Genomic DNA, 24134 nt, shown 5'->3' with positions numbered 1-24134 from the left:
AGCCTTGCGCTGAGGCGGCGGGCCCCGGGGCGTTCACTCAGCGCGGGATGGCCCCGAGCATTGGCGCGAGCAGCGCGGGGTTCCACCAGCCCATGGCGGCCTGGCGGCGCAGGGTTTCCCCTGCGGCCTCCGGGCCCTTTCCTTCGGCGAGCAGATGGGCGAGGCCGTTGGCCAGGGCGACCAGCTGCAGCGCCGTTGACTGCTGCTGGGGCGGGAGCGCGTCGGGCCAGCCCGTGCCGTTCCAGCGCTCGTGGTGGCCGCGCACCAGAGGGGCCAGCCGGGACAGGGGACCCAGGCGGCGGAGGACCTGCTCCCCGTGTTCGGGGTGCGCCGTTACGGGCTCCGCCGCCACGACCTTGCCCAGGTCGTGCAGCAGTCCGGCGCGCGAGACCAGCTCCACCTCGTCGGGCGGCAGCCCGAGCGCCCGGGCCGCTCCCCCGCAGAGGGTGGACACCAGCCGGCAGTGCTCGGCCAGCTCCGGATCCTTCAGCTCGATCAGGGCGAACAGGCTGTTCACCACGTCTTCTGGGCGCTCCAGCTCCAGGAACCGCCGATGGGTACGGAGCAGGGCGCGCACCCGGGCGTACAACTCGGGGCGGTTGACCGGCTTGGTGAGGAGGTCGTCAGCGCCGGCTTCGATGGAGAGGAGGCGCCAGCGGTCCTCGCTGAGTCCTGTGATCATCAGGACGGGGATGTGCCGGGTGTCCGGCGAACGTTTGATCTCGTCGCACACCTCGAAGCCGTTGCGGACGGGGATACGCACGTCCAGCAGTACCAGGTCGGGCCGGTGGGCGGCCACCATCGCCAGAGCGGTTTGTCCGTCGGGAGCGACCGTGGTCTCGTACCCGGCGGCCGCCAACATCTCGGACAACATCCGGGCCGAGGAGGGGTCGTCCTCAGCGATGAGGATCCGTGCGTTCTGACGCGATTCCACGGGCCGATCCTCCCTTCAGATATTCGGCGATCAGGCGGGGCAGCGCCCGGGTGTTGATGGGCTTGGCGATGAAGCCATCGCACCCGGCCAGGAGAGCGCGCCGCCGGTCCTCCTCGCCGGCGTAGGCCGTCAGGGCAACGACGGGGATGGCGGCCGTCCTGGGATCCTCCTTCAGCCGCTGGGTGATCTCCAGCCCGGTCATACCCTTCAGCGCGATGTCCATGAGGATGAGATCGGGGTTGAGGGTCGTCGCCAGGTCCAGCGCCTGCTCGCCGGCCTTGGCCTGGATGACCTCGTAGCCGTGGATGGACAGCAGGTCAGATACGAGCTTCATGTTCAGGGCGTTATCCTCCACGATCAGGATTCGCGCGGCCATTGCGGCTCACTTCCTCTCTGCAGCGGGAGGTACACCTGCACCAGCGTGCCGACGCCCAGCTGGCTGGAGAGCGCGATCCTCCCGCCGTGCATCTCGGCCAGCTTCTTGGACAGCGGCAGCCCGAGCCCCGCACCCTCGTGGCGGCGTCTGTAGCCCGACTCCGCCTGGACGAACTCGTCGAAGACGGTCGTCTGCTCCTCCGGACGCATGCCGATACCCGTGTCCTCCACCTCGATCAGGGCCATGTCCTCGGTCCGCCGCAGCCGGATCCATATGGTGCCCCCAGCCGGCGTGAACTTGATCGCGTTGGAGAGCAGGTTGTCCAGGATCTCTTTCACCCGGGTCGGGTCGGCCTGGATGAGCGGCACGGTCTCGTCGCAGCTTACCTCCAGGGTCAGACCTGCGGATGCGGCCTGGGGAAGCAGCCGCTGCCGGGTGGTTTCGATGAGCTGCTGCAGGGAGACCTCCTGGAACTCCAGCGTCAGGCGGCCCTGCTCGATCCGGGACAACTGCAGGAGGTCGCTGATGAGCTGGAGGAGGTGCCGGCCGGACGAGAGAATGTGCTCCAGATACTCCCGCTGCCGCGTGTTCACGGGCCCGGCGAGCTCGTCTACCAGCATCTCGGAGAAGCCGATGATGGAGTTGAGCGGCGTGCGCAGCTCGTGGCTGATCATCGTCAGGAAGTTGCTCTTCAGCTTGTTTGCCTCGCGCAGCTGGGACACCACCTGCCTGAGCTCCTGGGTGCGCTGGTCGACCTCCGTTTCCAGGGTTGCCTTGGTCTGCTGCAGCTCCAGGGTGATCGCCTGCAGTTCTGCCCGCTCGTCCTCCAGCTGGTGCAGGTAGGTCTCGGTCTTGCGGGTCTGGTCCACCAGGGCCTCGGCCAGCGTGCGGAACGCGGTGTGCAGACTCTGCACCTCCCGGCTGTACAGGACGGGGTGCGGGTCGATCAGCTGGGTGGCCCGCGCCAGGTCGTGGGAGCGGGCAGCCGAGGTCAGGCTGGTGACGTCCCGCTCAAGGCCGATGATCGGCCGGGCCAACCGCCGGGCCATCGCCCGGGCGATCGCGAGGCTGACGAGCACCGCGACGGCACTGAACACGAGCATGAGCAGCTGCGCGCCGCGGCTGTAGGCACTGAAGCTGCTGGGCGGCAGGCCGATGCTGAGGGCGCCGATCACCTCGCCCCTGGCGTTGACAATCGGGTCGGCGGCGATGTAATGCATCTCCTTCCCCACCGGGACCTTTCCATAGTACCGTTGGCCCTGCTGCACGGTGGTTCGGAGCTGCATGCTCTGCTGTCCGCCGGTCTCGATTCGCCCCAGTTCACGGGTAGAGATGTTGGTAGAGACGCGAATGCCCCCGCCGGCCACCGAGAGGAACGCGCCAGGAATGCGTTCCGAAGCCGCACGGGGGACGTCATCGGTATTGTTGAGCAGGATGCCCGCCATCAGCACCCGGTCGAGGCCATCCCGGCGCACCGGGACAGCGACCACCTGGACCAGCCCGATGCTGGTGCACCCCTCATCACCCGGCGTACAGCCCTCAGGCAGGTACAGCCGATCGAGATCGTCCGGCATGTGGGCACCGACGAGGTCCGGGCCGACCAACTCGGTGGTGTACCGGACACGGCCTGTGCGCAGCGCCTCTGCCGCGATATGCTGCCACGGAGCCGGTTGCCCCACCTGCGCATCGGCGGTGTGCGCCAGCACAAGCCCGTCCGGACTGGCGACCAGGCCAAAATCGGCGCCGGGGAGGGCGCGCAGGAGGGGGGCTGCCGTTTCCTGCGCATCGAGAAGACCCGCGGCCGGCTCCAGCCTGGCCAGCGACTCCATGGCCGCCGCCAGCCGGTTCGGCCCCTCGTCGTAGGCGTCCCACGCCACCTGGATGGCGATCTGCATGCGGTCGACGAGGTTGCTCTGGGAGAGCCGGCTGCTGATGAGCGCCGATGTGACCGTGAGCAGGAGCGAGAGGGTCAGAAGGACCAGGGCGAAAGCGGACAGGAGCCTGCGCCGAATGGATGGCAGTCTTTCGTTCATCTGGCTTGCCTTCCCTTGCGGTGCGCGGGGTTCAGCGGCGATGTGGGGTGGGCGAGGGCCGGATGGACTCCCGGAGGGCGTACAGGGCTGCCTCGGTGCGGTTGTTTAACCCCAGTTTGAGCAGCAGGTGGGTGATGTGGGTCTTTACGGTGGACTGCGACACGTACAGGTGCTCGGCGATTTCCCGGTTGGAGAGCCCGGCGCCGATGAGGGCGAGGATCTCCATCTCCCGCTTGGTCAGGGTGCCGTACGCGCCCCGCACCGAAGCCGGTTGCGGCGCTGTGACCGCAGCCGCCGGCGCCGCCGGCCGCTCCTCCGGCGCTACCGCCGCGGGCGGGCATACCAGCCGGAAGATATCCTGGATCATGCGGACGCTCTCCGCGGCGTGCGGGGGGCCGCTCCCCGCCACGACGTACTGCACGGGGGTGTCATAGTCGTCGTCACCCACGCCCACCGGGCTGACGAAGCAGCAGCGCCCGTTGGGGCAGGGGAGGCTCACTGCCTGGCGGGTTCCCACGATACGGGCGATGGCCTGGCGCCGCAGGGTCCAGCAGCGGTTGGAACGATCGGGGTTCACCGTGTTGCAGATGGGCGGCAGACCGGAGGGGACGGTGACCTCATCGCACTCGCTGTCCAGGACGACGAGGGCGAAGTCGTGGTAGCGCGACAACTGATCCTGGACGCGCTGCAGAAGCGTCAGCCAGCGGATCTGCTGCTCGGATGCCATCGGCCCTCCCCCCTTCGCGCAAAGTATAACACATGCCGGTATCCCCGTTCATGCGGGCCTAGGGCGGCAGTACGAAAACCAGACCAGAGGACTAGTCTCGCTGTCAGCCGGCTTAGTCCTTTTCGGTGAGCCGCTTGCTTTTCGTCGATCTTGCCCGGAAAGATCATACTGGTCGTAATCCCCCCGCCGATGCGGCGGGGGGATCGCCATTGGTACGTTCGAGGTGCCGGGGAGACGCAGCCCGCGGCAATACGCTCAGCTTCGAAGGGGGAATAGGAGCTCTATGGGCAAGACCGTGACACTGGCCGAGATCCTGAAGGAGAAGGGCATATCCCTCGAGCAGCGGTACGGCGGTGAGCCGCCGGCCGACATGGTCGACCGGGAAGTCAAGAAAGAGCCCACTCCGCGCGCCAAGAAGCTCCGCGACCTGTACTACCAGACCCTGTCCAGTGCCAACATGGAGTTCCCCTACTGGTACACCCGGACGTACGCCGACAACATCCACGACGTCCCGATCATCCGGCGGGCCAAGGCCCTGAAGGCAGCCTACTCCCACCTGACCCCCATGATTTTCCCGGGCGAGAAGCTGGTGATGGGCAAGACCCATTACTACCGCGGCTCCTTCCCGATGCCGTGGCTCTCTGAGAGCTTCTACGTGGCCAAGGAGGACGAGCTGTACCAGGAGGCCAAGCAGCGGGGCTCCACCTCGGCCGACGAGCTGGTCAAGTGGGGCCAGGGCGGCGGCAACGTAGTTCAGTCCTTCGGCAACGTGGTCTCGTTGGCCGGCAAGTTCGGCATCCGCAAGGAAGAGGTGCCGGCACTTCTGAAGACCGCCCGCTGGTGGGTCGGCAAGTCCGTGGAGGACGAGGCCGCCAAGTACGAGGCCATGGTGCCCGGGTACCCGTTCAAGACGGCGCTGATGCGCTCGGTCATCTGTATGTTCGAGTCCGGCTTCACCCTGCCCCAGGGCCGTGAGGTGACCAACTACTACTATCCGCTGCAGTACGGCCTCGACGGCCTCATCCGGATGTGCGAGGAGAAGAAGGCGGAGGTGGCCGGCGAGTCCGGCGGCGACCTGGTCAGCGGCATGGACCGGCTGTACTTCTACGAGGCGGCCAAGCTGGTGCTCGAGGGCATCCAGGCCTGGATCCTGAACTACGCCAAGGAGGCCCGCCGCCTGGTCGAGGTCACTGAGGATCCGGTTCAGCGGAGGGAGTACGAGGAGATCGCCGAGGTCCTGGAGCACATCGCCCACAAGCCGCCCGAGACCTTCCGGCAGGCGCTCCAGATGCAGTACACGATCCATATCGGCGTGCTGAACGAGGACGCCATCTCGGGCCTGTCCCCGGGGCGCATCGGCCAGGTGCTCTACCCGTACTTTGAGCAGGACATCGAGGCCGGCCGGATCACCGAGGAAGAGGTCCTCGAGCTGCTGGAATGCCACCGGGTGAAGTTCACCTGCATCGACGTGTTCGCCTCGGCGGGTGTCGTCGGCGGTGTGCTGTCGGGCAACACGTTCAACAACCTGGCGGTGGGCGGCCTGACCAAGGACGGCAAGCCGGCCAGCAACCGGCTCGAGATGCTGATCCTCGAGGCCGGCATCACCTGTGCGTGCCCGCAGCCGACGCTGTCGGTCCTCTACGACGAGAAGCTGCCTGAGGAGTTCCTGCTGAAGGCCATCGAGTGCGTGAAGACCGGCACGGGTTACCCGGCGTGGATGAACAACCGGGTCGCGATGGAGTTCATCCTGAAGCAGTACGGGCCGGAGGGCATGAATGTGGAGGAGGCCCGCGCCTGGTCGATCGGCGGCTGCCTCGAAACCTCGCCCGGCTCCTGGATGCCGCTCACCCTGAGGGGTAAGACCTACTGGATCCCGGGCGGCTCTGGCCAGCCCACCTCGGTCGGCGTGCACTTCCTGGCGCTGCCGAAGATCCTCGAGTGCGTGCTCTTCAACGGCAAGGACATGCGGACCGGCGAGCAGGTCTTCGAGCCGCACAACCGCGAGATCGACAGCTACGAGACGCTGGTCGAGATCTGGAAGGACTACTTCGAGAAGGCCATTGATGTCCTCAACAAGTGCAACAACATCCAGCACGACATCTGGCGGAAGAACAACATGGCGGTCTGGCATTCCATCCTGAAGCCCGATTGCCTGGAGCGCGGCAGGCATATCGGCAACGGCGGCTACCGTTACAACGCCACGTTCAACGTCGAGACCTGCGGCACCGCCAACTTCATCAACTCGCTCGCAGCCATCAAGAAGCTGGTCTTCGAGGAGAAGAAGTACACGCTGGAGCAGATGAAGGACGCCATCCTCAACAACTTCGGCTTCAAGACCGCCGAGGAAGTCGGCTCCTACTCGCTGCTGCAGCAGGAGAAGCGGGAGGGCGGCCAGGCCTACGACGACATCCACGGCGACTGCCTGATGGCGCCCAAGATGGGCAACGACGATCCGTATGTGGACGAGATCCTCGCGGCGTACGAGGAGTACGTCTGCGAGGTGCCGCGGCGGTTCCTGTCGCTGTACGGCAAGCCGCTATACGTGTGCCAGATCTCCGTCTCGACCCACGCCCCGCAGGGCGCGGCAACCCTGGCGACGCCGGACGGCCGCCTGGCCGGCACGACGTACGCCGACGCCTCGATGTCGCCGTACCCGGGCACGGACGTCAACGGCCCGTACGCCGTGTTCAACTCGGCAACGGTCTGGGATCACTCCAACTCCCAGAATTCGCAGCTCAACATGAAGGTCCATCCGTCGGCCGTCAAGGGCCTGGAGGGCGCCCGCAAGCTGCTTGACCTGACCCGGTCCTACATGCGGAAGGGCGGCTTCCACATCCAGTACAACATCGTCGACTCCCGTGTGCTGCGGGAGGCCCAGCAGAAGCCCGACGAGTACCGCGACCTGATGGTGCGTGTGGCCGGGTTCACGCAGTACTGGGTCGAGATCGGCAAGGCCATCCAGGACGAGGTCATCGCCCGCACTGAGTACGAAAGGGTGTGATGAAGAGTGCTGCGTAAGCACAACGATTGCCGCAACTTCGTGACCGTTGATGTGAGCAAGGGGATCTGCCGCCGCACCGGCGACCTGATCCTGATCGATACCAACACCTGCGAGCACTTCACCGAACTGCCCAAGTGCAAGAACTGCGCGGCCTACGTGGCAGGCAACGAGGAGAACATCGGCACCTGTAGGGCAGAGGCCACCGAGCACTGGACCTATCCGGAGCTGACGGCGGTCACCTGCGCCTGGTACACGCACAAGTAGGGGTAGCGGAGCCCCGCCGGGGCCGCTGGACGGCGGGCCCGGCGGGGCTCGGCATCACGAGGAGGATTCGAGCCATGCAGACCCAGCTGACTGAGCAGCAGATCCGGCGCACCGGATACATGGTGGTCGCAGCGGCCTTCCTGGCGCTGTTCTGTCTGTTCGGCTTCCGGTCCACGTTCTCCGTGCTGTTGAACCCGATGCGGGAGGCTACCGGCTGGACCACGGCGCAGACCTCGCTCGGGTACTCGCTGATGATGACCGTCTACGCGATCACGGCCTTCTTCAGCGGCGTGATCGTCGACCGCTGGGGGACCCGGCCCGCCTACCTGCTCGGCGCGGTCTTCTGCGCCCTGGGCTTCCTGCTCACGTCGAGGGTGCAGAGCTACGCCGCCTACCTGGCCACCTACGCGATCTTCGCCGGCGTCGGCACCGGCATGCTTTGGGTGTCTTCCACGGTCTCCGTGCGCAAGTGGTACGTCGGCCAGGTGTATGCCACGATGTGGGGCATCGCGTTCGCTGGCGCACCGATCGCCCAGGTCCTGCTGAGCCAGATTGTCAAACAGGTCCTGCAGACCATGGACTGGCGGGCGGCCATGCTGTACCTGTCCGGCGTGGTCTTCGTGGCGCTGATCATCGCCGGCCTGCTGGCCCGCAAGAACCCGGGTGACTACGGGGCTAAGCCCTTCGGGCTGAAGGAGGGGGACACCCGCGCCGCGGCCCGAAACCTGCGGGACTGGACCCTGAAGGAGGCCTTTTCCACATTCGCCATCTGGGGAGCGATCATCGCTTTCCTGACCTCGATGCTCGCCGAGTTCCTGATCTGGAGCCAGATCGTAAGCTACTGGATCATCAACGCAGGGTACGACTCGGCCACGGCGACTAACCTCTACATCGTCATCGGCATCGCCGGCATCTTCACCATGCCGATCATGGGGATCGTGGCAGACCGGCTGGTCTCCCGGACGGGGGACGAGATCAAGGCCCGGAAGCTCATGCTGGTGTTCGCGCCGACCATGGGCGTCGTCGCCTGCCTGTTCCTGTTCGCGTCGGCCCGCTCCATGGTGATGGCCGTAATCGCCTGCATCCTGTTCGCGATCTACTGGGCCATCGAGCCGGGAGGCGTGGCCGGGTACGCAGGCGCTGTCTACGGCAGCAAGTCCATGGGCAAGATCTGGGGCCTTGCCACACTGATCGTCATGGGCATTGGCCCGGCGGTCGGCAGCTTCATGGGCGGTTTCCTCTACGACATCTCGGGCAGCTACACCAACTCGGTGATCTTCGCGCTCTGCGCTTATGTGGCCTCCGCCCTGTTCGCCCTGGTCCTGCCGCGCTCCGCCGGTGCGCCGGAGGCGGCAAAGGAGGTCGCCCCGACGGCGTAAGCACAGGGACACGGGGGTGATGCCATGCAGCAAGAGACTGGGCTCGTTTTCGACATTCAGGGCTACTCGGTGCACGACGGACCGGGTTGCCGGACGCTGGTATTCCTGAGCGGCTGTCCCCTGCGGTGCGCCTGGTGCGCCAACCCGGAGGGCCTGGAGCCGAGGAAACGGCTGATGTTCCTCAATGCCAGGTGCAAACAGGTGGCCAATGGGTGCATGCAGTGCGTGAAGCGCTGTCCGTACGGGGCGCTGACTCCTACGGGCGACAGGGAGAACCAGCTGGCCATCGACCGTGTCCTATGCGACACGTGCACCACTTTCGACTGCGCCAGTGGGTGCCTCTGGGGCGCGCTGGGTGTGGCGGGTAAGGAGATGACCGTCGCGGAGCTCTACCGGATCATCGACCGCGACCGGCAGTACTGGGGTGACTCGGGCGGCGTCACATTTACGGGCGGGGAGCCGCTGCTGCAGCGGAAGTTCATCGTGGCGATCCTGAAGCGCTGTCAGGAGGGCTTCGTGCACACGGCGATCGAGACCAGCGCGTACGTCGACACCGAACACTTCCTGAACGCGCTGCGGTACGTGAACTTCGCCTTCATCGACGTCAAGCACATGGACCCCGAGAAGCACAGGGCCGGGACCGGGGTTTCCAACGACCTCACCCTGAAGAACATCCGCGCCCTAGCGGCCTCCTCCTGGCCGGGACGGCTCGTCCTGCGCATACCCGTGATCGCCGGTTTCAACGACGACATGGAGAACATGGCTGCCGTCGCCGACTTTATGTGGGACGTGGGCCTGCACGAGATCAACCTTCTGCCTTTCCACCGCATGGGCGACTCCAAGTACAGCCAGCTGGGGCTGGAGTACGCCTACAAGGATGTCGATTCCATGCCGCTCGGCTACCTCGCACCCATGCAGCAGATGTTCATGCAGAGGGGCATAGCCTGCTACATCGGTTCCCACACGCCTTTCTAGCTTTGCCGGGCGCGCAGGGGATGCGGCCGCTCCCATGGGCGGCCGCATCCTCTTGCGCACCCGGGCCGGCTCTCCTCACGTTGCGCGTCCGGGCAAAACCGGGTAGACTTTGGGCAAGACGAGGTGAGAGGATGGCAGAGTTCAGGATGGACCCCGAGCTGGAGCTGCCCGTCCTGCCCAGCCGCGCGCGGGCGGATGTGAGCCGGAAACCCGAATGGCTGAAGATCAACCTGCATACCGATCCCGAGTTCGTGGAGCTGAAGCGGCTGATGCGCAGCCAGGGGCTCCACACCGTCTGCGAGGAGGCCCGGTGCCCGAACATCTTCGAGTGCTGGAACCGCCGCACGGCGACGTTCATGATCCTGGGCGACATCTGCACGCGGAACTGCGGCTTCTGCGCGGTCACGTCGGGCAGGCCGACGGGGCTCGACCTGGCCGAGCCGGAGCGGGTGGCCGACGCGTGCGCACAGCTGAACCTGCGCCACGTCGTGGTCACCTCGGTGGCCCGGGACGACCTGAGCGACGGAGGGGCGAGCATCTTCGCCGAGACCATCCGGGCCATCCGGCGCAAGAACCCCGCCACCGGCGTCGAGGTGCTCATCCCTGACTTCGGCGGAAACTGGGACGCCCTGGCCGTCGTTATGGACGCCGAGCCCGACGTGCTCAACCACAACATCGAGACGGTGCGGCGGCTGTCGGACCGGGTGCGGTCGCGGGCCAAGTACGAGCGCTCGCTGGAGCTGCTCCGCAGGGCCAAGGAGATGAAGCCGCACGTCAGCACCAAGTCCTCGATCATGGTCGGCCTGGGCGAGACCATGGAGGAGCTGTACGAGGCGATGGACGACCTGCGCGCCGCCCGGGTGGACATCGTGACCTTCGGCCAGTACCTGCGGCCGACGGCCCGCCACCTGGCGGTGGAGAAGTTCTACACGCCCGCCGAGTTCGAGCACCTGCGGGAGGAGGCGCTGAGGCGGGGCTTCGCCCACTGCGAGTCCGGCCCGCTGGTGCGCTCGTCCTATCACGCCGACGAGCAGTCGGCCCGGGCGGTGGCTCGCCGCATGGGCACCCGCGGCGCCGCACAGACCGGCGACTGAAAGGAATAGAGGGGGCCGTCCCTCACCGCTGGGACGGCCCCGCTGCCAAAGAATGGGCATAGGCAGAGGCGCCGAAATAGGGGCTGCCTCTGCCTGCTATTCTGGACGCAATCTGGCGGCGCTATTCACCGCTTCCCAGCGATTCCAGCGCCGCGCGCAGCTCGACCTGTACCGCCGGATCCGCCTCGTGAACGGCCCGCCGCTGCAGCGCTTCCCGGGCCGGATCCCGGACGGCGGGCGCCAGGCGGGCCAGCCGCCCGAGGGCCCAGGCGGCGTGGGCCCGCAGCACCGCGCTCTCACTTTCCAGGGCGCCGGCCAGCGCCGGCAGGGCGGAGGGATCGCCGCTGTTGCCCAGGGCGATCAGCGCGTTGCGCTGGATGGTGGTCTTGCCCCGCCAGCCCGCGGCGGTGGGCTCGAACCAGCGGCGGAAGTCGCCCTTGGTCATGGCCATCAGCTTGAGCAGGTCGGGCGCGCCGCCCTCCAGCCCGGGCAAGGGCGCGAACTCGGCGTGTCGGGAGGGGCGGGCGCGCCGGTTGTACGGGCAGACGTCCTGGCAGTCGTCGCAGCCAAAGAGCCGGTTGCCCATGACCTCCCGGAACTCGGCGGGGATGATCCCCTTCATCTGCGTGATGTAGGAAAGGCAGCGGTTGGCGTCCAGCTCCCACGCGGTGAGCGCCTGCGTGGGGCAGGCGTCGATGCACAACGTGCAGTCGCCGCAGGCCGGCACCTGGGGTTCGTCCGGCGGCAGCGGCAGCGTGGTGAGCAACTCCCCCAGGAAGACCCAGGTGCCGCACTCCCGCGTGATCAGGTTGGTGTGCTTGCCGAACTTGCCGATGCCGGCCCGCTCGGCCGCCGCCCGCTCCAGGGGCGGCCCGGTGTCCACGTACGCCAGGTGCCGGTGGCCCGGGGCGCGGGCCTCCAGCCATGAGGCGAGCTGCAGGAGCCGGTCCCTCAGGATCTGGTGGTAGTCGAGCCCCCGGCAGTAGCGGGAGAGCCACCCGCGCAGGCCGCCGCCGTCGGGCGGGGGAGGCGCGTCGGGGTGGTAGTAGGCGATCCCGCAGGCGATGATCGCCCGGACCCCGGGCAGCCACCGCTCGGGGTCGATCCGCTCCTCGATGACGGGGTGCTCGTAGGGATTCGGGCCGCGTCCCCGCGCCGCGCGGGCCTCCAGGATCTGCCGCTCCTGCAGGAACGGCTCGGCCGGCGCCACGCCGATCAGGTCGATACCGATCTCCCGGGCGTGTTCCTTCATCTCCGCTTTCAGCTGTTCGAGATCGGGCTGCGTGCCGCGGTCCAGGCGAATCCCCCCTTTCGGGATGTGCCGCGCAGGGGCGGCGTGCTACGATGGTGAGAGGACCGGCCCGCAGGGGGCCGGAAACGCACGGGCGGAAAGGACGTGGGACCGAATGGGAGAACAGGCGCCGAGGCACCGGATTGTCGCCCGGGTGATCGTCACCAACGGGCAGGGCGAGCTGCTGCTTTGCCGAAGCCGGAACGGCAGCGCGTGGGTGCTTCCCGGGGGAACCCTGGATCCCGGCGAAGACCTGCCTGCCGCCGCCGTCCGGGAGGCGGCGGAGGAGGCCGGAGTGGCCGTGCGGGTCGGCCCGCTGGCGTATGTGCAGGAGTTCCGCTCGGCACGGCGCTCGGAGCACGTGGTTGAAGTCGTCTTCCGCGCCGAGGCCGACGCTGACCATCCCACCCCGGCGGCGCTCGGGGGCCGTGCGGCGGAACCCGCCGGGCCCGCCGACCGGCCGTGGCGGGCGTGGCGCATCCAGGACCCGGACGGGCCGGTTCGGTTGTGCCGCTGGTTCACGCGGGAAGAGGTGGCAGAGGAGGCGGACCCCGTTTACCCGGAGGAGCTCCGGGACGCCCTCTGGGAGGGCGGCGGCGCCGTCCACCTGGGCGTCATCGACCTGGATTGACGGCGCGTCCGTTCCGGGCGGCCTCAGCCAGCAGCCGCTCGACCGTCGGCAGGTCGGCGGGGGCCCAGTCCAGCCGGGCCAGGTCGGCCGCGGGCACCCACCGCAGCTCGGCGTGCTCCCGGGACGCGGGCTGGCCGCGGACCAGCCGCGCACGGAAGGTGGTGAGCCGCACCACGATTTCGGGGTACCGGTGGGTCGCCGCGGCGACGACTTCTCCGACCGCGATGTCGCACCCCAGTTCCTCGCGGATCTCCCGGCGCAGCGCCTCTTCCGGGCGCTCGCCGGGTTCAATTTTTCCGCCGGGGAACTCCCAGAGCCCACCCTGCGCCGCTCCCGGCGCGCGGCGGGCACACAGCACCTCGCCCGCCTCGTTCTGGATCACCGCTCCGACCACGTCCACCTGCCGCACGCGTGTCTCACCTGCCCAAGCGCTTGTCCCGGTCCCCGGCCGGGGTCTCTGAACGGATGCGACTCCCCTGCTCCCTACGATGTTTCCCCACTTGCGCGCGCCCGCACCCGCGCCACGAACGCCTCCACGGTGAGGGGCGGGTCGGGGAGGCCCAGCCCCTGCCCCAGCAGGGTGATGGGCGGCGGCTCCAGGCCGGCCCGGCGCAGCAGGTCCGGCCGGCTGAAGATCTCCTGCGCGGTGCCGTCGGCCAGCACCTGCCCGTCCTGGAACACGAGGACCCGCTGGAAGTACCGCGCGACGAAGTCCATGTCGTGGGTGATGGTGATCACCGTGCGCCCCTGCGCCTGCAGCCACGTGACGATGTCGCCGATCTGGCGCACGCCGTTCACGTCCTGGGCGATGGTCGGCTCGTCCAGGATCACCACCGGGGTGTCCATGGCCAGCACGCCGGCGATGGTGACCAGCTTCCGCTCCGCCAGCCCCAGGTCGTAGGGGTTCTGCTGTTCGACCCCGGTGAGGCCCACCCGCGCCAGGGCGGCCTCGGCGCGCCGGCGCGCCTCCTCCGGGCTCAGCCCCAGGTTGAGGGGGCCGAACATGACCTCGTCCAGCACCCGGCTCTTGAAGAGCTGATCGGTAGGGTTCTGGAAGACCAGCCCCACCTTCCGGGCCATGGTGGCGACGGTGGTGGAGCGGGTGGAGACGCCGTCCACCAGGACCTCCCCCCCGGTCGGCTTCAGGAGGCCGTTGAGCAGCCGGACGAAGGTGGACTTGCCGGCGCCGTTCTGCCCGATGATGGCCACCGCACCGGGCGTCACCGTGAGGGTGATGCCCCGCAGCACCTCCACGCCCGGGGTGTAGTGGAAGCGGAGGTCCCTAACGATGATCTCGGCCAAGCCGCTCACCCCCTATCCGCACCGCCTGCTCCACCGTGACCGGGTAAGTGCCGTCCGGCTCCTGCCACCCTAACTCCCGGGCGGCGGCGGTCACGGCGGGCACCGCCACCCCGCGCGCCGTGAGGCCGTCCCGGCTGAACACCTCGCCCGGCGGGCCCCAGGCCAGCACCTGCCCCCGGTCCAGCACCAGCACCTTGTCGGCCCGTGCGGCGATGCGGTCCACCTTGTGCTCGGCCATCACCACGGTCATGCCCTGCTGGCAGAGGTCGGCCACCGCGGCGAAGACCTCGCTGGTGCCTGCCGGGTCCAGCTGGGACGTGGGCTCGTCCAGGATGAGGACCTCGGGCTGCATCACCAGCACCGAGGCGATGGCCAGCCGCTGCATCTGACCGCCGGAGAGGGCGAAGGGGTTGCGGTCCCGCAGCTCCCAGAGTCCGAGCAGGCGCAGTGCCCACTCGATCCGCCGGATCATCTCGTCCCGGGGGATGCCGGCGCGCTCCAGCCCGAAGGCGACCTCCTCGTACACCGTGAACTTCGCCCCCGACATCTGGGTGAACGGGCTCTGGAAGACGAGGCCCGCCTTGCGGCTCACCTCCGCGACCGAGCTGGCGTGCACGTCCAGGCCGGCCACCTCCACCCGGCCGCCGATGGCCCCTTTGTAGAAGTGGGGCACCAGCCCCACCAGCGCCTGGCAGAGGGTGGACTTGCCCGCCTTGTTGGGGCCGACGATGCCCACGAATTCCCCCGGTTCCACCCGGAAGCTGATGCCGTCCAGGGCCAGGTCCGTCTGCCGGGGGTAGCGGTAGCGCAGGTTCTCCACCACGATCACGCTCATGACAGCATCACCCGCCCTGCGATGCCCAGCGCCAGCGCGGCCAGGGCGGCGATGCGCACCGGCCAGGCGTAGCCCGGGATGATCTCGTCCCTGAGGAACGTCAGCTTCCGGTTGGACGCAAAGCCCCGCACCTCCAGGGCCAGGGCCCGCTCCTCCGTGGCGATGAGGGAGGAGGTGACCAGGGGGCCCATCAGCGGGATGAAGGCCCGCAGCCGCACCCAGAGGCTGCCCTCGGTCTCCATGCCGCGGGAGCGCTGGGCGTCGGTGATGCGGCCGGCGGCCTCCACCATGACGGGGATGACCTGCAGCACCGCGATGATCACGTACCCGAACCGGGAGGGGAGCCCCCGGCGCATCAGGGATTCCACCAGGTCCGAGGGCCGGGTGGTCAGGATGAGGATGAGGCTGGAGGCCAGGATGTTATAGAGACGCAGGGTCAGCCGGAGCCCCAGCAGCAGCCCTTCCCGGTAGAAGGTGACGGGGCCCAGCGTCAGCGCCGGGGTGGCGTTGCCCGCGTAGACCAGCCCCTGGACGATGAAGAAGGTGACGGCGATGAGGAGCACGCCGGCGAAGACGGCCCCGGACCGGCGCAGCACCCGGGCCGTGGCCAGGATGGCGAGCGCGGCCGCCAGCAGGAGGGCCGGGGCCAGGTGGCCGGGCAGGACGAAGGTCAGGGCCAGGCCGACGGCGGCGAGGAGGAGCTTGGAGACGGGGTCCAGCCGGTGGACCCAGGAGTCGCCGGGGACGTAAAGGGTGAACTGCACGGAGGTCACCTGCCTGTCACTGCGGCGCCGGGGCTGGCAGAGGGTCAGCCCCGGCGCCGGTCTGCAATGTGGATGGCCCGCAGGGCGGGGCCGTTACAGTCTCTCCACCCGGCCCTCGCCGGCGAACAGCCCCACGAGCCGCTGCGGCAGCGCCTTGAAGATGAGGAAGGAGATGATGACGGTCGCCACCTTGTCCAGGAGGTCGACGACCAGCTCGTCGATGAACGAGGCGATCCAGACCGGCATGCCCCCGTTCCGGAGCACCGTGTACAGGGCGTCGCCCCAGACGTTGCCGGTGGTGCCCTCCCACAGGATGACGTTGATGGGCGTGGAGACCACCGCCGCCGCCAGGGCGACGATGAGGCCCAGCACCACGGCCCGGGAGAAGTTCCGGATCCAGCCGGTCATGGCCAGGTAGCCGACCAGGAGGCCGATGACGATCGAGGTGATCAGGTACCAGAATGAGACCGGGTCGGCGGTGATGCCGAAGATGATGTTGTTGACCGCGCCGGAGATGGCGCCGATCCAGGGTCCGGCCAGCATGCCGGCGAGGACGGTGCCGATGGAGTCCAGCCACAGGGGGAGCTTCAGGGCAGCGGCGAAGAGCTTGCCGACGTAGTTGATGCCCACGGCGACCGGAATCAACACCAGGGAAAGGGTCGTGAACCGGAAAGCCCAGACATTCTTCTTCTGCTGCGCAGCCATAAGCGCACCTCCTAGCCAGTTTCTTCGGTCCACAGCGCGTGAAGCGCCTGAAGCGCCACCCGGATCTCCGCCGTTTCGCCCTGCCGCGCCGCCTCCTTTCCTGCCACCAGGTCGTTGATCCCTTCCTCCAGCCCGCCGTCCGCCGGAACCACCACGTTGAGCACGCTGGCGGCCCGGGCGCCCCGCAGGCGGGCCAGGGTGAGGAGTGTGGCCGTCTCCATGTCGGAGCCGAGGACGCCCTTGCCCGCCCAGAAGCGGGTCAGCTCGTCCTCCCGGTCGGTGTAGAAGCTGTCGTGGCTGCGCACCAGGCCGGCGTGGGCGGTGACCCCCAGGTCCCCGGCCGCCTTCAGCAGCGCGGCCAGGACCGCATGGTCGCTCACGGCGGGGTACGCCGGGGGCACGTACATGGCGCTGGCGCCTTCCTCCCGTACAGCTCCGACAGCGACCAGCAGGTCGCCGACCCGGATCCCCGGCTGCAGCGCCCCGGCGCTCCCCACGCGGATCAGGACCCGCGCGCCCACCCGGATCAGCTCCTCCACCGCGATGGCGGTCGACGGGCCGCCGATGCCGGTGGAGGTGGCGGAGACGGGCATGCCCCGGAAGGTGCCGGTGATGGTGCGGTACTCCCGGTTGCAGGCGATCTGTTCCCAGCGGTCCAGCTGGGCGGCGATCGCGTGGATACGGCCCGGGTCGCCGGGCAGCAGGACGAAGGGTGCGACGTCGCCCGGACGGCACTGGATGTGTGGCTGGCGTTCGACCACGGCGGCTCCTCCCCGACACGAAGAAGCAAGTAGTACCTTCGTAATTGTACCATACTTTACCGTACGCGTATCGCGGCTGCCTGGGCTTGTGCAATCCGAGGGTGACGCCCCGCCGCGGGCTACCATGCGCGGGGCGAGTCGCTCACGTTCCGCGCGCCTGGATGCGCAGACGCGCATCCCGTGTGCGGCTCGGGGGAGATCGCGGGACAGGCGCATCCCCATGCAGGGGGGCGGCGGCCCGGGATGCTGAAGGCGCTGCCGCGGCATGGCGACGGTCTAGCAGGAATAGGAAAAGCAGGTGATGAAGGTTAGGGAGAGAGAAGGATTAGCTCACGATAGTGTATAACACATACATATATGTTTTCGCCTTGTGCTCGCGCAACAGGGGAGGCGGACCGGCATCCTCCGCGATGCGGGGCTCATGTCCTTCCAACCCGGAGGTGTCCGCATTGTACCGGGTCCCGACAACCGACATCCGCGCCGGCATGAAACTGGGGAAGACGATCTTTTCTGCGACTGGCCAGGTGCTGCTGCAAGCGGGAACGGTGCTGAGGGAGTCGTTCATCGGCCCACTGCTTTCGTACGGGATCACGACGGTCTACATCGTCAACGAGCTGGCGCCCGACGTGGAGCCCATGGATGTGGTCTCCGACGAGACCCGGATCCAGCTCAAGGACGAGATGCACAAGACCATGGAGCAGGTGCGGGCAGCCGTCGAGGAGGCGACCCACGCCGGCCTGCGCCACTTCTCGCCCACCATCCAGACCAAGGGCCTCAAGCAGACCATCGACCAGATCATCACGGAGTTGCTGAGCAACCCCAAGGTGGCCGTCAGCCTGCAGGACATCCGGTCTGCCGACCAGTACACGCTCAGCCACTCCGTCAACGTTTGCATCCTTTCCACCCTGCTCGGCATCGAGCTGGGCTTCTCCCTGCACGACCTGCGGGACCTCGCCCTGGGGACGCTCCTGCACGACATCGGCAAGGTGGCGATTCCGCCTGAGATTCTCAACAAGCCCGACCTGCTCACGCCGGAAGAGGCGGAGATCATGAAGCGGCACACCATCCTGGGCTGGGAGCTCCTGAAGAACCAGCCGGAGATTCCGCCCACCGCGGCCGTCGTGGCGCTGCAGCACCACGAGCGCTGGGCCGGGGGCGGCTATCCGCACAACCTGTCGGGCAACCAGATCTACCGGTACGCCCGGGTGTGCGCCATCGTGGACTGCTACGACGCCATGATCTCCGACCGCATCTACCGCAAGGGGCTGAGCCCGGTGATGGCCCTGGAATCGCTCTCGGGCCCGATGCACGGCTTTTTCGACCCGCACATTCTGCTGGCCTTTCTGAACTGCATCGCGCCGTGGCCGGTGGGCTCCATGGTGGAGCTGACCGGCGGGCGGAAGGCCGTGGTGGTCGCCGCCGAGCGCGGCCGCGCCGACCGGCCCCGGGTGCGCGTGGTGCTGGAGCCCGACGGCTCGCGGACGCCGCATCCCTACGAGATCGACCTGTTCCGGGAGCGGCATGTGGAGATCATCCGGGAGCTTCACGAAGACGCCGACCAGTACATGAGGGAGCTGGCTGTATAGCCGCACCGCCCCGGGGAGGGACGTGCTGTGGCGAAAGTGCGACGGGTACCCGTGACGGAGCTGCGTCCCGGCGACCGCCTGGCGAGGGACGTGCTGAGTGATGACGGCCGCATCCTCCTCTCCACCGGGGTGCGGCTTACCCGTGCCTACATCCGCCAGCTTTCCCAGCACGGTATCCAGGCGGTCTACCTGCCCGACACGGCGGCGCCGCAGCCCCCGGCGCCCGAGGTCTCGCACCGGCTGCGGCGCGAGGTCACCCGGGAGCTCAGACAGCTCACCGAACACCTCCGGCAGACCATGCAGCAGGCCGCCACGGCGGTGCAGCTGCCGCGGCTGCAGCTCGACACCAGCGGTATCCGCCGGGCCGTGGTGCAGGTGGTCCGGGAGGTGCTCACCCACCCGGCTGCGGCCCTGCCCCTGCAGGAACTGCGGCAGGTCGACGAGTACACGCTCCTCCACTCGGTGGAGGTCTGCATGCTCAGCACCATGATCGGACGGGCAATGGGGATCCGCGTCAGCGCCCTGGTCGATCTGGCGATGGGCGCGCTGCTCCACGACGTCGGCAAGGTCGGCATTCCGCAGGCGATCCTCAACAAGCCGGACCGGCTCACGCCCGAGGAGGCGGAGGTGATGCGGCGGCACACCACCCTGGGGTGGGTGATGCTGCGGGAGCAGCCCGACCTGCCGCCCGAGGTGGCGCTGGTGGCGCTGCAGCACCACGAGCGCTGGGACGGCCGGGGATACCCTCTGAAACTGGCCGGCGAGCAGATCCACCGGTTTGCCCGGGTCTGCACGGTCGCGGACGTGTACGACGCCCTCACGGCCGACCGCGTCTACCGGGAGGGGATTCACCCTTCCGAGGCGCTGAGCATGATGGCGGGGCCGATGCAGGACATGTTTGACCCCGAGGTGCTGCAGATCTTCATGGCCGCCATCCAGGAGGTGCGGCGGCAGGGAACCGCCTGAGGGAGCCGGTTGCACAAATCGGGCCGCCATCCACGGCAGGATGGCGGCCCTGATGATTTCTTGACATCCTAAGAGGCGGCGGAGCCCGGACAACGCTCCCGGTGCGGGCAGTCCTCACAGTTCTGCAGTGAGGTACAGATCGAGCTCCAGGACCGGCGGGAGAAGATGATCGGCAGCCCGCGCGCCTTCGCCTGCTGCTTGACCCACCGGGCCAAGTTGTGGTTGACGTAGTCGATCAGCACGACGACCATCTCCGTGTCGGCGGGGATGTCGACGCGCCGTTCGTTCCGCCCCTTGACATGCTTGATGGCGCGGAAGCCGAGCTGGCGCAGGTTCTGGTCGATGGAGCCGAGGTGGTCACCGCCGATGATGAGGACCATTGCCCACACCTCCTTACCGTTAAGACGTCAAGCTGCCGTCGCCGGATGCGCCTCAGACTTGTGCTGGGCTCCGTGGCTGGTGTAAGATAGGTGGGTCATCGGTCACGCGACGGCGCGTGCACGCCGCAGGACGGCCGCGGAGGCGATTCTCCGTAGATGAGGGCCGGGCCTGCGGGGAAAGGGGGAGTTCCGGTGGACGTTTGGTCGATCTTGGAGCATGGAGGGGGCAAGACGCTTGCCATCAGCCGCGAGGACGTGCTGAGCAAGCTGCAGGCCCTGGCGGACAGCCGGGGGTCCTGGTACATCGAGCGGCTCCAGGTCAGCGATTCCGACGGAAACCGCTACATACCCGAAGTCGGCGACGACGGCAGCGTCGCGCTGGTGCTGCGGTCGGGTCCTTCCCGCCGCAGGCGCTGAGGCGTGCAGGGAAGCATAACAGGAGCCGGAGCCGGTGCCGCAGCCGCGGCACCGGCTCCTGCCATTCCGCCCCTGCGGGCGCACGCTTACTTTTTCTTCCTGAGCAGACGGTAGATGAGGAAGGCGGCGGCGCCGATGAGGAGGACGGCCAGCACCAGGTCCTGGTAGACGCTGACCCAGCGCGACACCTGGTCCCAGGCGGCCCCCAGGGCCGCGCCCAGCCCGGCCAGCAGCAGGTTCCAGATCGCCGAGCCGATGGCCGTGTAGACGACGAACAGCCCCATGTTCATGCGCACCAGGCCGGCGGGGATGGAAATCAGGCTGCGCATCACCGGCACCATGCGGCAGAAGAAGACGGTCCACATGCCGTAGCGTTCGAACCAGTCTTCGGTGCGCTGCACATCCGCCTCGGTGATGGTCAGCCAGCGGCCGTACCGGCGCACGATCCCGTAGATGCGCTCGCGGCCGAACCCGAGGCCCACGCCGTAGAGGGCCACCGCCCCCAGCACGGAGCCGATCGTCGCCGCCACAACCACCCCGAACAGCGTCAGGCTGCCCTGCGTCGTCATGAAGCCGGCGAAGGGCAGCACGATCTCCGACGGTATCGGGGGGAAGAGGTTTTCAATCAGGATGACCAGGATGATGCCGGGGTACCCGAAGGCCTCCATGATCTCGGTGGTCCAGTCCATGCGCGACCCCTAACTGTGCGAGCCGATTTCGCACCTGATTCTAAGGCACCCCACAGCTTCTGTCAATCACGGAGGCCCGGCCCGCCGCTACGGTTCCACCAGCCCCTGCCGGATCGCGTAGCGCACCAGCTCGGTGCGGTCGTGGATGCCGAGTTTGTCCAGCATGTTGGAGCGGTGCGTCTGCACCGTCTTCTCGCTGATGAACAGCCGGCGGGCGATCTCGGCGTTGGTGAGCCCCTCGGCGATGAGGACCAGGATCTCCCGCTCCCTGGGCGTGAGCGGGCAGGGCTCCTGCGGCTGCCCGGCGACCCGTCCCGGCCTGGAGACGTAGCCCGACACCACGGCCCGGGTCACGGCGGGGTCCAGCACCGCCTGGCCTTCCATCACGGCGCGGATCGCCCCGACCAGGTCGGCGGCCGCAGACCGCTTGACGATGTAGGCGTCGGCCCCGGCGCGCAGGAACTCCAGCACGTAGGGCTCTTCCTCGTGCATCGTGAGGCCGATGACCCGGGTTTCGGGCACGGCCTCCTTGATCTGCTTGGTCGCCTCGATCCCGCTCATGTCCGGCAGCGAGATGTCCATGATCACCACGTCGGGCTTCAGTTCCTTGGTCAGCTCCACGGCCTCCTCGCCGCGGCCGGCCTCGCCCACGAGCTCCAGATCGGGCTCAGATTGCAGCACCATGCGCACGCCTTGGCGCACCATCATGTGGTCGTCGCAGATCAGCACCCGTATTGCCACGCTGCATCGCTCCTTCCACGGGCAGTTCCGCGTACAGCCGCGTTCCGCTGTCGGGGCTGGACTCGACGGACAGTCTTCCCCCGGCCAGGGTCACCCGCTCCCGGATGCCGGCCAGGCCGATGCCCTCGCCCCGCTGCTTGAGGTCGAAGCCCTTGCCGTCATCTTTGACTTCGACGGTCAGCCAGTTGCCCCTGCGCCGCAGCGCAATCAGGATGTGGCTGGCTGCGGCGTGCTTCACGGTGTTGGTGCAGGCCTCCTGGATCAGCCGGAAGACGGTGATCTCGATGTGGTCGGGCAGGCGGTCCGACACCCCCTCGATCTGCACCTCGATCTTCAGGCCCGCGTGTTCATAGCGGCGCACCAGCCAGCGGATCGCCGCCTCCAGCCCCAGGTCGTCCAGAGCGGTGGGCCGCATCTCGTGGATCACCCGGCGCACCTCGGCGAGGCCCGTCTCGGCCATCTCCTTCACGTCCAGCAGCCGCTGCCGCAGTTTCTGCTCGTCCATCGGGTGGCGGACCAGGAAATCGAGGGAGACGACGAGGGCGGTCAGGGCCTGCCCGATCTCGTCGTGCAGCTCGCGGGCGATGCGCTTGCGCTCATCCTCCTGCGCGGTGATGAGCCGGGCCAGGAGCCGGCCGCGCAGCCGCTCCTTTTCCGCCAGCTGGTCGTAAAGCCGGGCCCGGTCGATGGCCAGGCCGATCTGTTCCCCGAGGGCGGTCAGGATCTCCCGGTCGGACGGGCTCAGGTAGCGGGAGGGGGGGACCATCAGCACCATGATGCCGGCCACCTTGCCGTCCTGCCCCAGGGGGATGGTGATGTGCCGGCCGCTGGGGTGGCCCACCTCCGCCGTGGCCCGGACGCAGGCCAGGTCCCGCACCTGCGTGACCAGGGTCTGCCCGCTCAGGTGCCGGAGGCACAGGCAGCGGTCAATGGGGAAGTGCTGCGCCTGCACGCCCACCCGGGCCCACTCCGGGAAGCCGTAGGCCGCGCCGATGGTCCACACGCCCTCGGTGCCGCCGCGCCCTTCCGTGCGCAGCAGAATCCAGCCCTCCTTCACGTGCAGCATCTCCGCGACCAGGCGCAGGGACTCGTCCAGGGCGCCCTGCAGGTTGAGCGGCCGGTTCAGCCGCTCCAGCGTCCGCGAGAAGAGGCGGACGGCCCGCTCGTGCTCCCAGGACTGCCAGGTGACGGCCGCGGAGAAGAGCAGCGAGAAGAGGGCGTGCGTGAGGATCTCCAGGGTGAGGGTGGGGACGGGCAGCGCTCCGATGACGGCCCGCAGGGTGCCGACGGCGAAGCCGAAGAAGAGGAGCCACTGCGGCAGGCCGCGCTTCTCCTCGGTGGTCACCGGGTACGCCAGCCACGCGGAGGCGCCCAGCGCGATCGCGACGACGCCGGTCGCCGTCACCCGGACCGGCTCGCCCCAGGCCACCCCGAGGCCGAAGGAGGCGGCGAGGCACAGCATGCACACCAGGGCCAGGGTCCGCATGACGCCGGCCCTGCGCCCGCTGCGCTCCACCTGACCGCCCAGGAAAGCCAGGGCCGCCGCCGCAAAGGCGATGTCCCGCAGGAGCGGCGCTCCTTCCACGCCCGCCTCCGTCAGGAACATGCCGAGCACGTGGACGGTCAGCACCAGCCAGCCCAGGCCCCAGACGAGCAGGGACCGCTCCTGGGCCTGGTAGTAGCGCCAGAGCAGGGCCCAGCTGACCGCCATGTGAAAGCCCACGCCCAGCGCGACGAGCGGCAGGGTGAGCGCGTCCTCGTACGGCACAACTCTCCCCCCTGACCAGGGATTTGTCTTTTCATTGTAGTCCAATCAATGAAAAGTGAGGGAGGCACAAAAGTGCTATTGCCAAATAGACCCGGCCCGGCGCAGGACCTGTCCCGGATCCGGATACCCGTGCTGAATGTACATGGATATAGGTAGAAGCGCCCCGCCGCGCTAGTGTCATTACCCTATGAGCCTATCCAAAGATGCACCTCTTGGGGTCTTGAATCTACAAGCTTGAACCTGCGAGAATAGGGGTAACGATAACGATTCTCATTAGCGGAGGGGTGCACATGACGCTGGACCAGACGAAGCCCGGTCAGACCTTCCTCATTCGCAGCATTGATGACCCCGACGCCCGGCTGGCTGCCATCCGCTTCGGCATTGCCGAGGGCAGCCGGGCGGCCTGCCAGGCCGTGCTTCCCGGCGGTCCCGTGGTGGTGCGCAAGGGCAAGCAGGAGATGGCGCTGGGGCGCAGCCTCGCCCATCGCATCACAGTCGAGCTGGTGGAGGGATAG

25 protein-coding genes are annotated in these 24134 nt (G+C 68.1%); 10 read left to right on the top strand and 15 right to left on the bottom strand.

The features are described from left to right. Window positions 1-37: 37 nt before the first annotated feature. The 4 genes from ACZ5UM_RS16110 to ACZ5UM_RS16095 are packed head-to-tail and all read right to left on the bottom strand — an operon-like array spanning window position 38 to window position 4070. The gene (locus tag ACZ5UM_RS16110) at window positions 38-934 is read right to left on the bottom strand and encodes a response regulator (RefSeq protein ID WP_464845327.1); all 897 of its coding nucleotides are present in this window, start codon (window positions 932-934) and stop codon (window positions 38-40) included. Then, on the bottom strand, window positions 897-1310 hold the full coding sequence (locus ACZ5UM_RS16105) for a response regulator (RefSeq protein WP_464845326.1): 414 nt from the start codon (window positions 1308-1310) through the stop codon (window positions 897-899). The genes ACZ5UM_RS16110 and ACZ5UM_RS16105 overlap by 38 nt, the downstream gene beginning before the upstream one ends. Next, complete coding sequence (locus tag ACZ5UM_RS16100) at window positions 1292-3343, bottom strand: sensor histidine kinase (protein ID WP_464845323.1); 2052 nt, start codon at window positions 3341-3343, stop codon at window positions 1292-1294. Before ACZ5UM_RS16100 ends, ACZ5UM_RS16105 begins: the two co-directional genes overlap by 19 nt. A 31-nt stretch (window positions 3344-3374) precedes the next feature. Continuing rightward, a complete protein-coding gene (locus ACZ5UM_RS16095) occupies window positions 3375-4070 on the bottom strand; it encodes a response regulator transcription factor (RefSeq protein WP_464845321.1) in 696 nt (231 codons plus the stop codon). A gap of 283 nt (window positions 4071-4353) precedes the next feature. Between ACZ5UM_RS16095 and hpdB the strand changes: the two genes are divergently transcribed. From hpdB to lipA, 5 genes are all read left to right on the top strand, one after another. Next, window positions 4354-7071: a 4-hydroxyphenylacetate decarboxylase large subunit gene (gene hpdB, locus ACZ5UM_RS16090; protein ID WP_464845319.1), complete on the top strand. Its 2718-nt coding sequence runs from the start codon at window positions 4354-4356 to the stop codon at window positions 7069-7071. A 6-nt stretch (window positions 7072-7077) separates the two neighbouring features. Beyond that, window positions 7078-7335, top strand: a complete 258-nt coding sequence (gene hpdC / locus ACZ5UM_RS16085) for a 4-hydroxyphenylacetate decarboxylase small subunit (RefSeq protein WP_464845316.1) — start codon at window positions 7078-7080, stop codon at window positions 7333-7335. Window positions 7336-7409: 74 nt separating this feature from the next. Further along, complete coding sequence (locus ACZ5UM_RS16080; protein WP_464845313.1) at window positions 7410-8714, top strand: MFS transporter; 1305 nt, start codon at window positions 7410-7412, stop codon at window positions 8712-8714. 24 nt (window positions 8715-8738) lie between these two features. Beyond that, a complete protein-coding gene (gene hpdA, locus ACZ5UM_RS16075; RefSeq protein WP_464845310.1) occupies window positions 8739-9689 on the top strand; it encodes a 4-hydroxyphenylacetate decarboxylase activase in 951 nt (316 codons plus the stop codon). 131 nt (window positions 9690-9820) lie between these two features. Then, the gene (gene lipA, locus ACZ5UM_RS16070) at window positions 9821-10783 is read left to right on the top strand and encodes a lipoyl synthase (RefSeq protein ID WP_464845309.1); all 963 of its coding nucleotides are present in this window, start codon (window positions 9821-9823) and stop codon (window positions 10781-10783) included. 121 nt (window positions 10784-10904) lie between these two features. Here lipA and queG read toward each other — a convergent pair whose 3' ends face one another. Further along, window positions 10905-12035 carry a tRNA epoxyqueuosine(34) reductase QueG gene (gene queG, locus ACZ5UM_RS16065; protein ID WP_464845308.1) on the bottom strand — a complete coding sequence of 377 codons (1131 nt, stop codon included), beginning with the start codon at window positions 12033-12035 and terminating at the stop codon, window positions 10905-10907. A gap of 154 nt (window positions 12036-12189) precedes the next feature. On the opposite strand from queG, the gene ACZ5UM_RS16060 reads away from it, so the two are divergent. Then, on the top strand, window positions 12190-12705 hold the full coding sequence (locus tag ACZ5UM_RS16060) for an NUDIX domain-containing protein (protein ID WP_464845306.1): 516 nt from the start codon (window positions 12190-12192) through the stop codon (window positions 12703-12705). Here ACZ5UM_RS16060 and ACZ5UM_RS16055 read toward each other — a convergent pair. The 6 genes from ACZ5UM_RS16055 to ACZ5UM_RS16030 form a co-directional block, all read right to left on the bottom strand. Next, window positions 12689-13114 (bottom strand): (deoxy)nucleoside triphosphate pyrophosphohydrolase, encoded by a 426-nt coding sequence (locus ACZ5UM_RS16055; protein ID WP_464845303.1) that lies wholly within the window; start codon window positions 13112-13114, stop codon window positions 12689-12691. The two genes, ACZ5UM_RS16060 and ACZ5UM_RS16055, sit on opposite strands and share 17 nt — an antisense overlap. Window positions 13115-13188: 74 nt before the next feature. Then, window positions 13189-14016: an energy-coupling factor ABC transporter ATP-binding protein gene (locus ACZ5UM_RS16050; RefSeq protein ID WP_464845299.1), complete on the bottom strand. Its 828-nt coding sequence runs from the start codon at window positions 14014-14016 to the stop codon at window positions 13189-13191. Continuing rightward, window positions 13988-14842 (bottom strand): energy-coupling factor ABC transporter ATP-binding protein, encoded by an 855-nt coding sequence (locus ACZ5UM_RS16045; RefSeq protein ID WP_464845298.1) that lies wholly within the window; start codon window positions 14840-14842, stop codon window positions 13988-13990. The genes ACZ5UM_RS16050 and ACZ5UM_RS16045 overlap by 29 nt, the downstream gene beginning before the upstream one ends. After that, window positions 14839-15606, bottom strand: coding sequence for an energy-coupling factor transporter transmembrane component T family protein (locus tag ACZ5UM_RS16040; RefSeq protein ID WP_043713923.1), 768 nt, complete (start codon window positions 15604-15606; stop codon window positions 14839-14841). Before ACZ5UM_RS16040 ends, ACZ5UM_RS16045 begins: the two co-directional genes overlap by 4 nt. A 93-nt stretch (window positions 15607-15699) precedes the next feature. Then, on the bottom strand, window positions 15700-16311 hold the full coding sequence (locus ACZ5UM_RS16035; RefSeq protein ID WP_464845293.1) for an ECF transporter S component: 612 nt from the start codon (window positions 16309-16311) through the stop codon (window positions 15700-15702). An 11-nt stretch (window positions 16312-16322) separates the two neighbouring features. Continuing rightward, window positions 16323-17072, bottom strand: a complete 750-nt coding sequence (locus tag ACZ5UM_RS16030; RefSeq protein WP_464845292.1) for a nucleoside phosphorylase — start codon at window positions 17070-17072, stop codon at window positions 16323-16325. A gap of 449 nt (window positions 17073-17521) precedes the next feature. Here ACZ5UM_RS16030 and ACZ5UM_RS16025 point away from each other — a divergent pair, with 449 nt between their 5' ends. After that, entirely contained in the window at window positions 17522-18658 is a 1137-nt protein-coding gene (locus ACZ5UM_RS16025; protein ID WP_464845290.1) for an HD-GYP domain-containing protein, read from the top strand. A 27-nt stretch (window positions 18659-18685) separates the two neighbouring features. After that, window positions 18686-19624 carry an HD-GYP domain-containing protein gene (locus tag ACZ5UM_RS16020; RefSeq protein WP_464845287.1) on the top strand — a complete coding sequence of 313 codons (939 nt, stop codon included), beginning with the start codon at window positions 18686-18688 and terminating at the stop codon, window positions 19622-19624. A gap of 68 nt (window positions 19625-19692) precedes the next feature. On the opposite strand, the gene ACZ5UM_RS16015 is transcribed toward ACZ5UM_RS16020, so the two are convergent. Beyond that, complete coding sequence (locus ACZ5UM_RS16015) at window positions 19693-20004, bottom strand: DUF2325 domain-containing protein (RefSeq protein WP_464845286.1); 312 nt, start codon at window positions 20002-20004, stop codon at window positions 19693-19695. A gap of 192 nt (window positions 20005-20196) precedes the next feature. On the opposite strand from ACZ5UM_RS16015, the gene ACZ5UM_RS16010 reads away from it, so the two are divergent. Beyond that, window positions 20197-20421, top strand: coding sequence for a hypothetical protein (locus tag ACZ5UM_RS16010; protein ID WP_464845285.1), 225 nt, complete (start codon window positions 20197-20199; stop codon window positions 20419-20421). Between the two features lie 86 nt (window positions 20422-20507). On the opposite strand, the gene ACZ5UM_RS16005 is transcribed toward ACZ5UM_RS16010, so the two are convergent. The 3 genes from ACZ5UM_RS16005 to ACZ5UM_RS15995 all read right to left on the bottom strand — a co-directional run bounded on the left by ACZ5UM_RS16005 (window position 20508) and on the right by ACZ5UM_RS15995 (window position 23619). After that, window positions 20508-21110 (bottom strand): DedA family protein, encoded by a 603-nt coding sequence (locus ACZ5UM_RS16005; protein ID WP_464845284.1) that lies wholly within the window; start codon window positions 21108-21110, stop codon window positions 20508-20510. 87 nt (window positions 21111-21197) lie between these two features. Beyond that, window positions 21198-21851: a response regulator gene (locus ACZ5UM_RS16000; protein ID WP_464845283.1), complete on the bottom strand. Its 654-nt coding sequence runs from the start codon at window positions 21849-21851 to the stop codon at window positions 21198-21200. Further along, the gene (locus ACZ5UM_RS15995) at window positions 21778-23619 is read right to left on the bottom strand and encodes a GAF domain-containing sensor histidine kinase (protein WP_464845282.1); all 1842 of its coding nucleotides are present in this window, start codon (window positions 23617-23619) and stop codon (window positions 21778-21780) included. Before ACZ5UM_RS15995 ends, ACZ5UM_RS16000 begins: the two co-directional genes overlap by 74 nt. A 290-nt stretch (window positions 23620-23909) precedes the next feature. Between ACZ5UM_RS15995 and ACZ5UM_RS15990 the strand changes: the two genes are divergently transcribed. Further along, window positions 23910-24134, top strand: a complete 225-nt coding sequence (locus ACZ5UM_RS15990) for a FeoA family protein (protein WP_464845281.1) — start codon at window positions 23910-23912, stop codon at window positions 24132-24134.

The sequence above is a fragment of the Symbiobacterium ostreiconchae genome, assembly GCF_055396975.1.
This window is presented reverse-complemented; position numbering and strand designations above follow the sequence as displayed.

What these genes read in the sequence shown, in the direction of transcription:
- ACZ5UM_RS16105 (WP_464845326.1), bottom strand. Translation starts at nt 1,310, where the DNA reads ATGGCCGCGCGAATCCTGATCGTGGAGGATAACGCCCTGAACATGAAG.
- ACZ5UM_RS16100 (WP_464845323.1), bottom strand. Translation starts at nt 3,343, where the DNA reads ATGAACGAAAGACTGCCATCCATTCGGCGCAGGCTCCTGTCCGCTTTC.
- ACZ5UM_RS16095 (WP_464845321.1), bottom strand. Translation starts at nt 4,070, where the DNA reads ATGGCATCCGAGCAGCAGATCCGCTGGCTGACGCTTCTGCAGCGCGTC.
- hpdB (WP_464845319.1), top strand. Translation starts at nt 4,354, where the DNA reads ATGGGCAAGACCGTGACACTGGCCGAGATCCTGAAGGAGAAGGGCATA.
- ACZ5UM_RS16080 (WP_464845313.1), top strand. Translation starts at nt 7,410, where the DNA reads ATGCAGACCCAGCTGACTGAGCAGCAGATCCGGCGCACCGGATACATG.
- hpdA (WP_464845310.1), top strand. Translation starts at nt 8,739, where the DNA reads ATGCAGCAAGAGACTGGGCTCGTTTTCGACATTCAGGGCTACTCGGTG.
- lipA (WP_464845309.1), top strand. Translation starts at nt 9,821, where the DNA reads ATGGCAGAGTTCAGGATGGACCCCGAGCTGGAGCTGCCCGTCCTGCCC.
- queG (WP_464845308.1), bottom strand. Translation starts at nt 12,035, where the DNA reads ATGAAGGAACACGCCCGGGAGATCGGTATCGACCTGATCGGCGTGGCG.
- ACZ5UM_RS16060 (WP_464845306.1), top strand. Translation starts at nt 12,190, where the DNA reads ATGGGAGAACAGGCGCCGAGGCACCGGATTGTCGCCCGGGTGATCGTC.
- ACZ5UM_RS16045 (WP_464845298.1), bottom strand. Translation starts at nt 14,842, where the DNA reads ATGAGCGTGATCGTGGTGGAGAACCTGCGCTACCGCTACCCCCGGCAG.
- ACZ5UM_RS16035 (WP_464845293.1), bottom strand. Translation starts at nt 16,311, where the DNA reads ATGGCTGCGCAGCAGAAGAAGAATGTCTGGGCTTTCCGGTTCACGACC.
- ACZ5UM_RS16015 (WP_464845286.1), bottom strand. Translation starts at nt 20,004, where the DNA reads ATGGTCCTCATCATCGGCGGTGACCACCTCGGCTCCATCGACCAGAAC.
- ACZ5UM_RS16005 (WP_464845284.1), bottom strand. Translation starts at nt 21,110, where the DNA reads ATGGACTGGACCACCGAGATCATGGAGGCCTTCGGGTACCCCGGCATC.
- ACZ5UM_RS15990 (WP_464845281.1), top strand. Translation starts at nt 23,910, where the DNA reads ATGACGCTGGACCAGACGAAGCCCGGTCAGACCTTCCTCATTCGCAGC.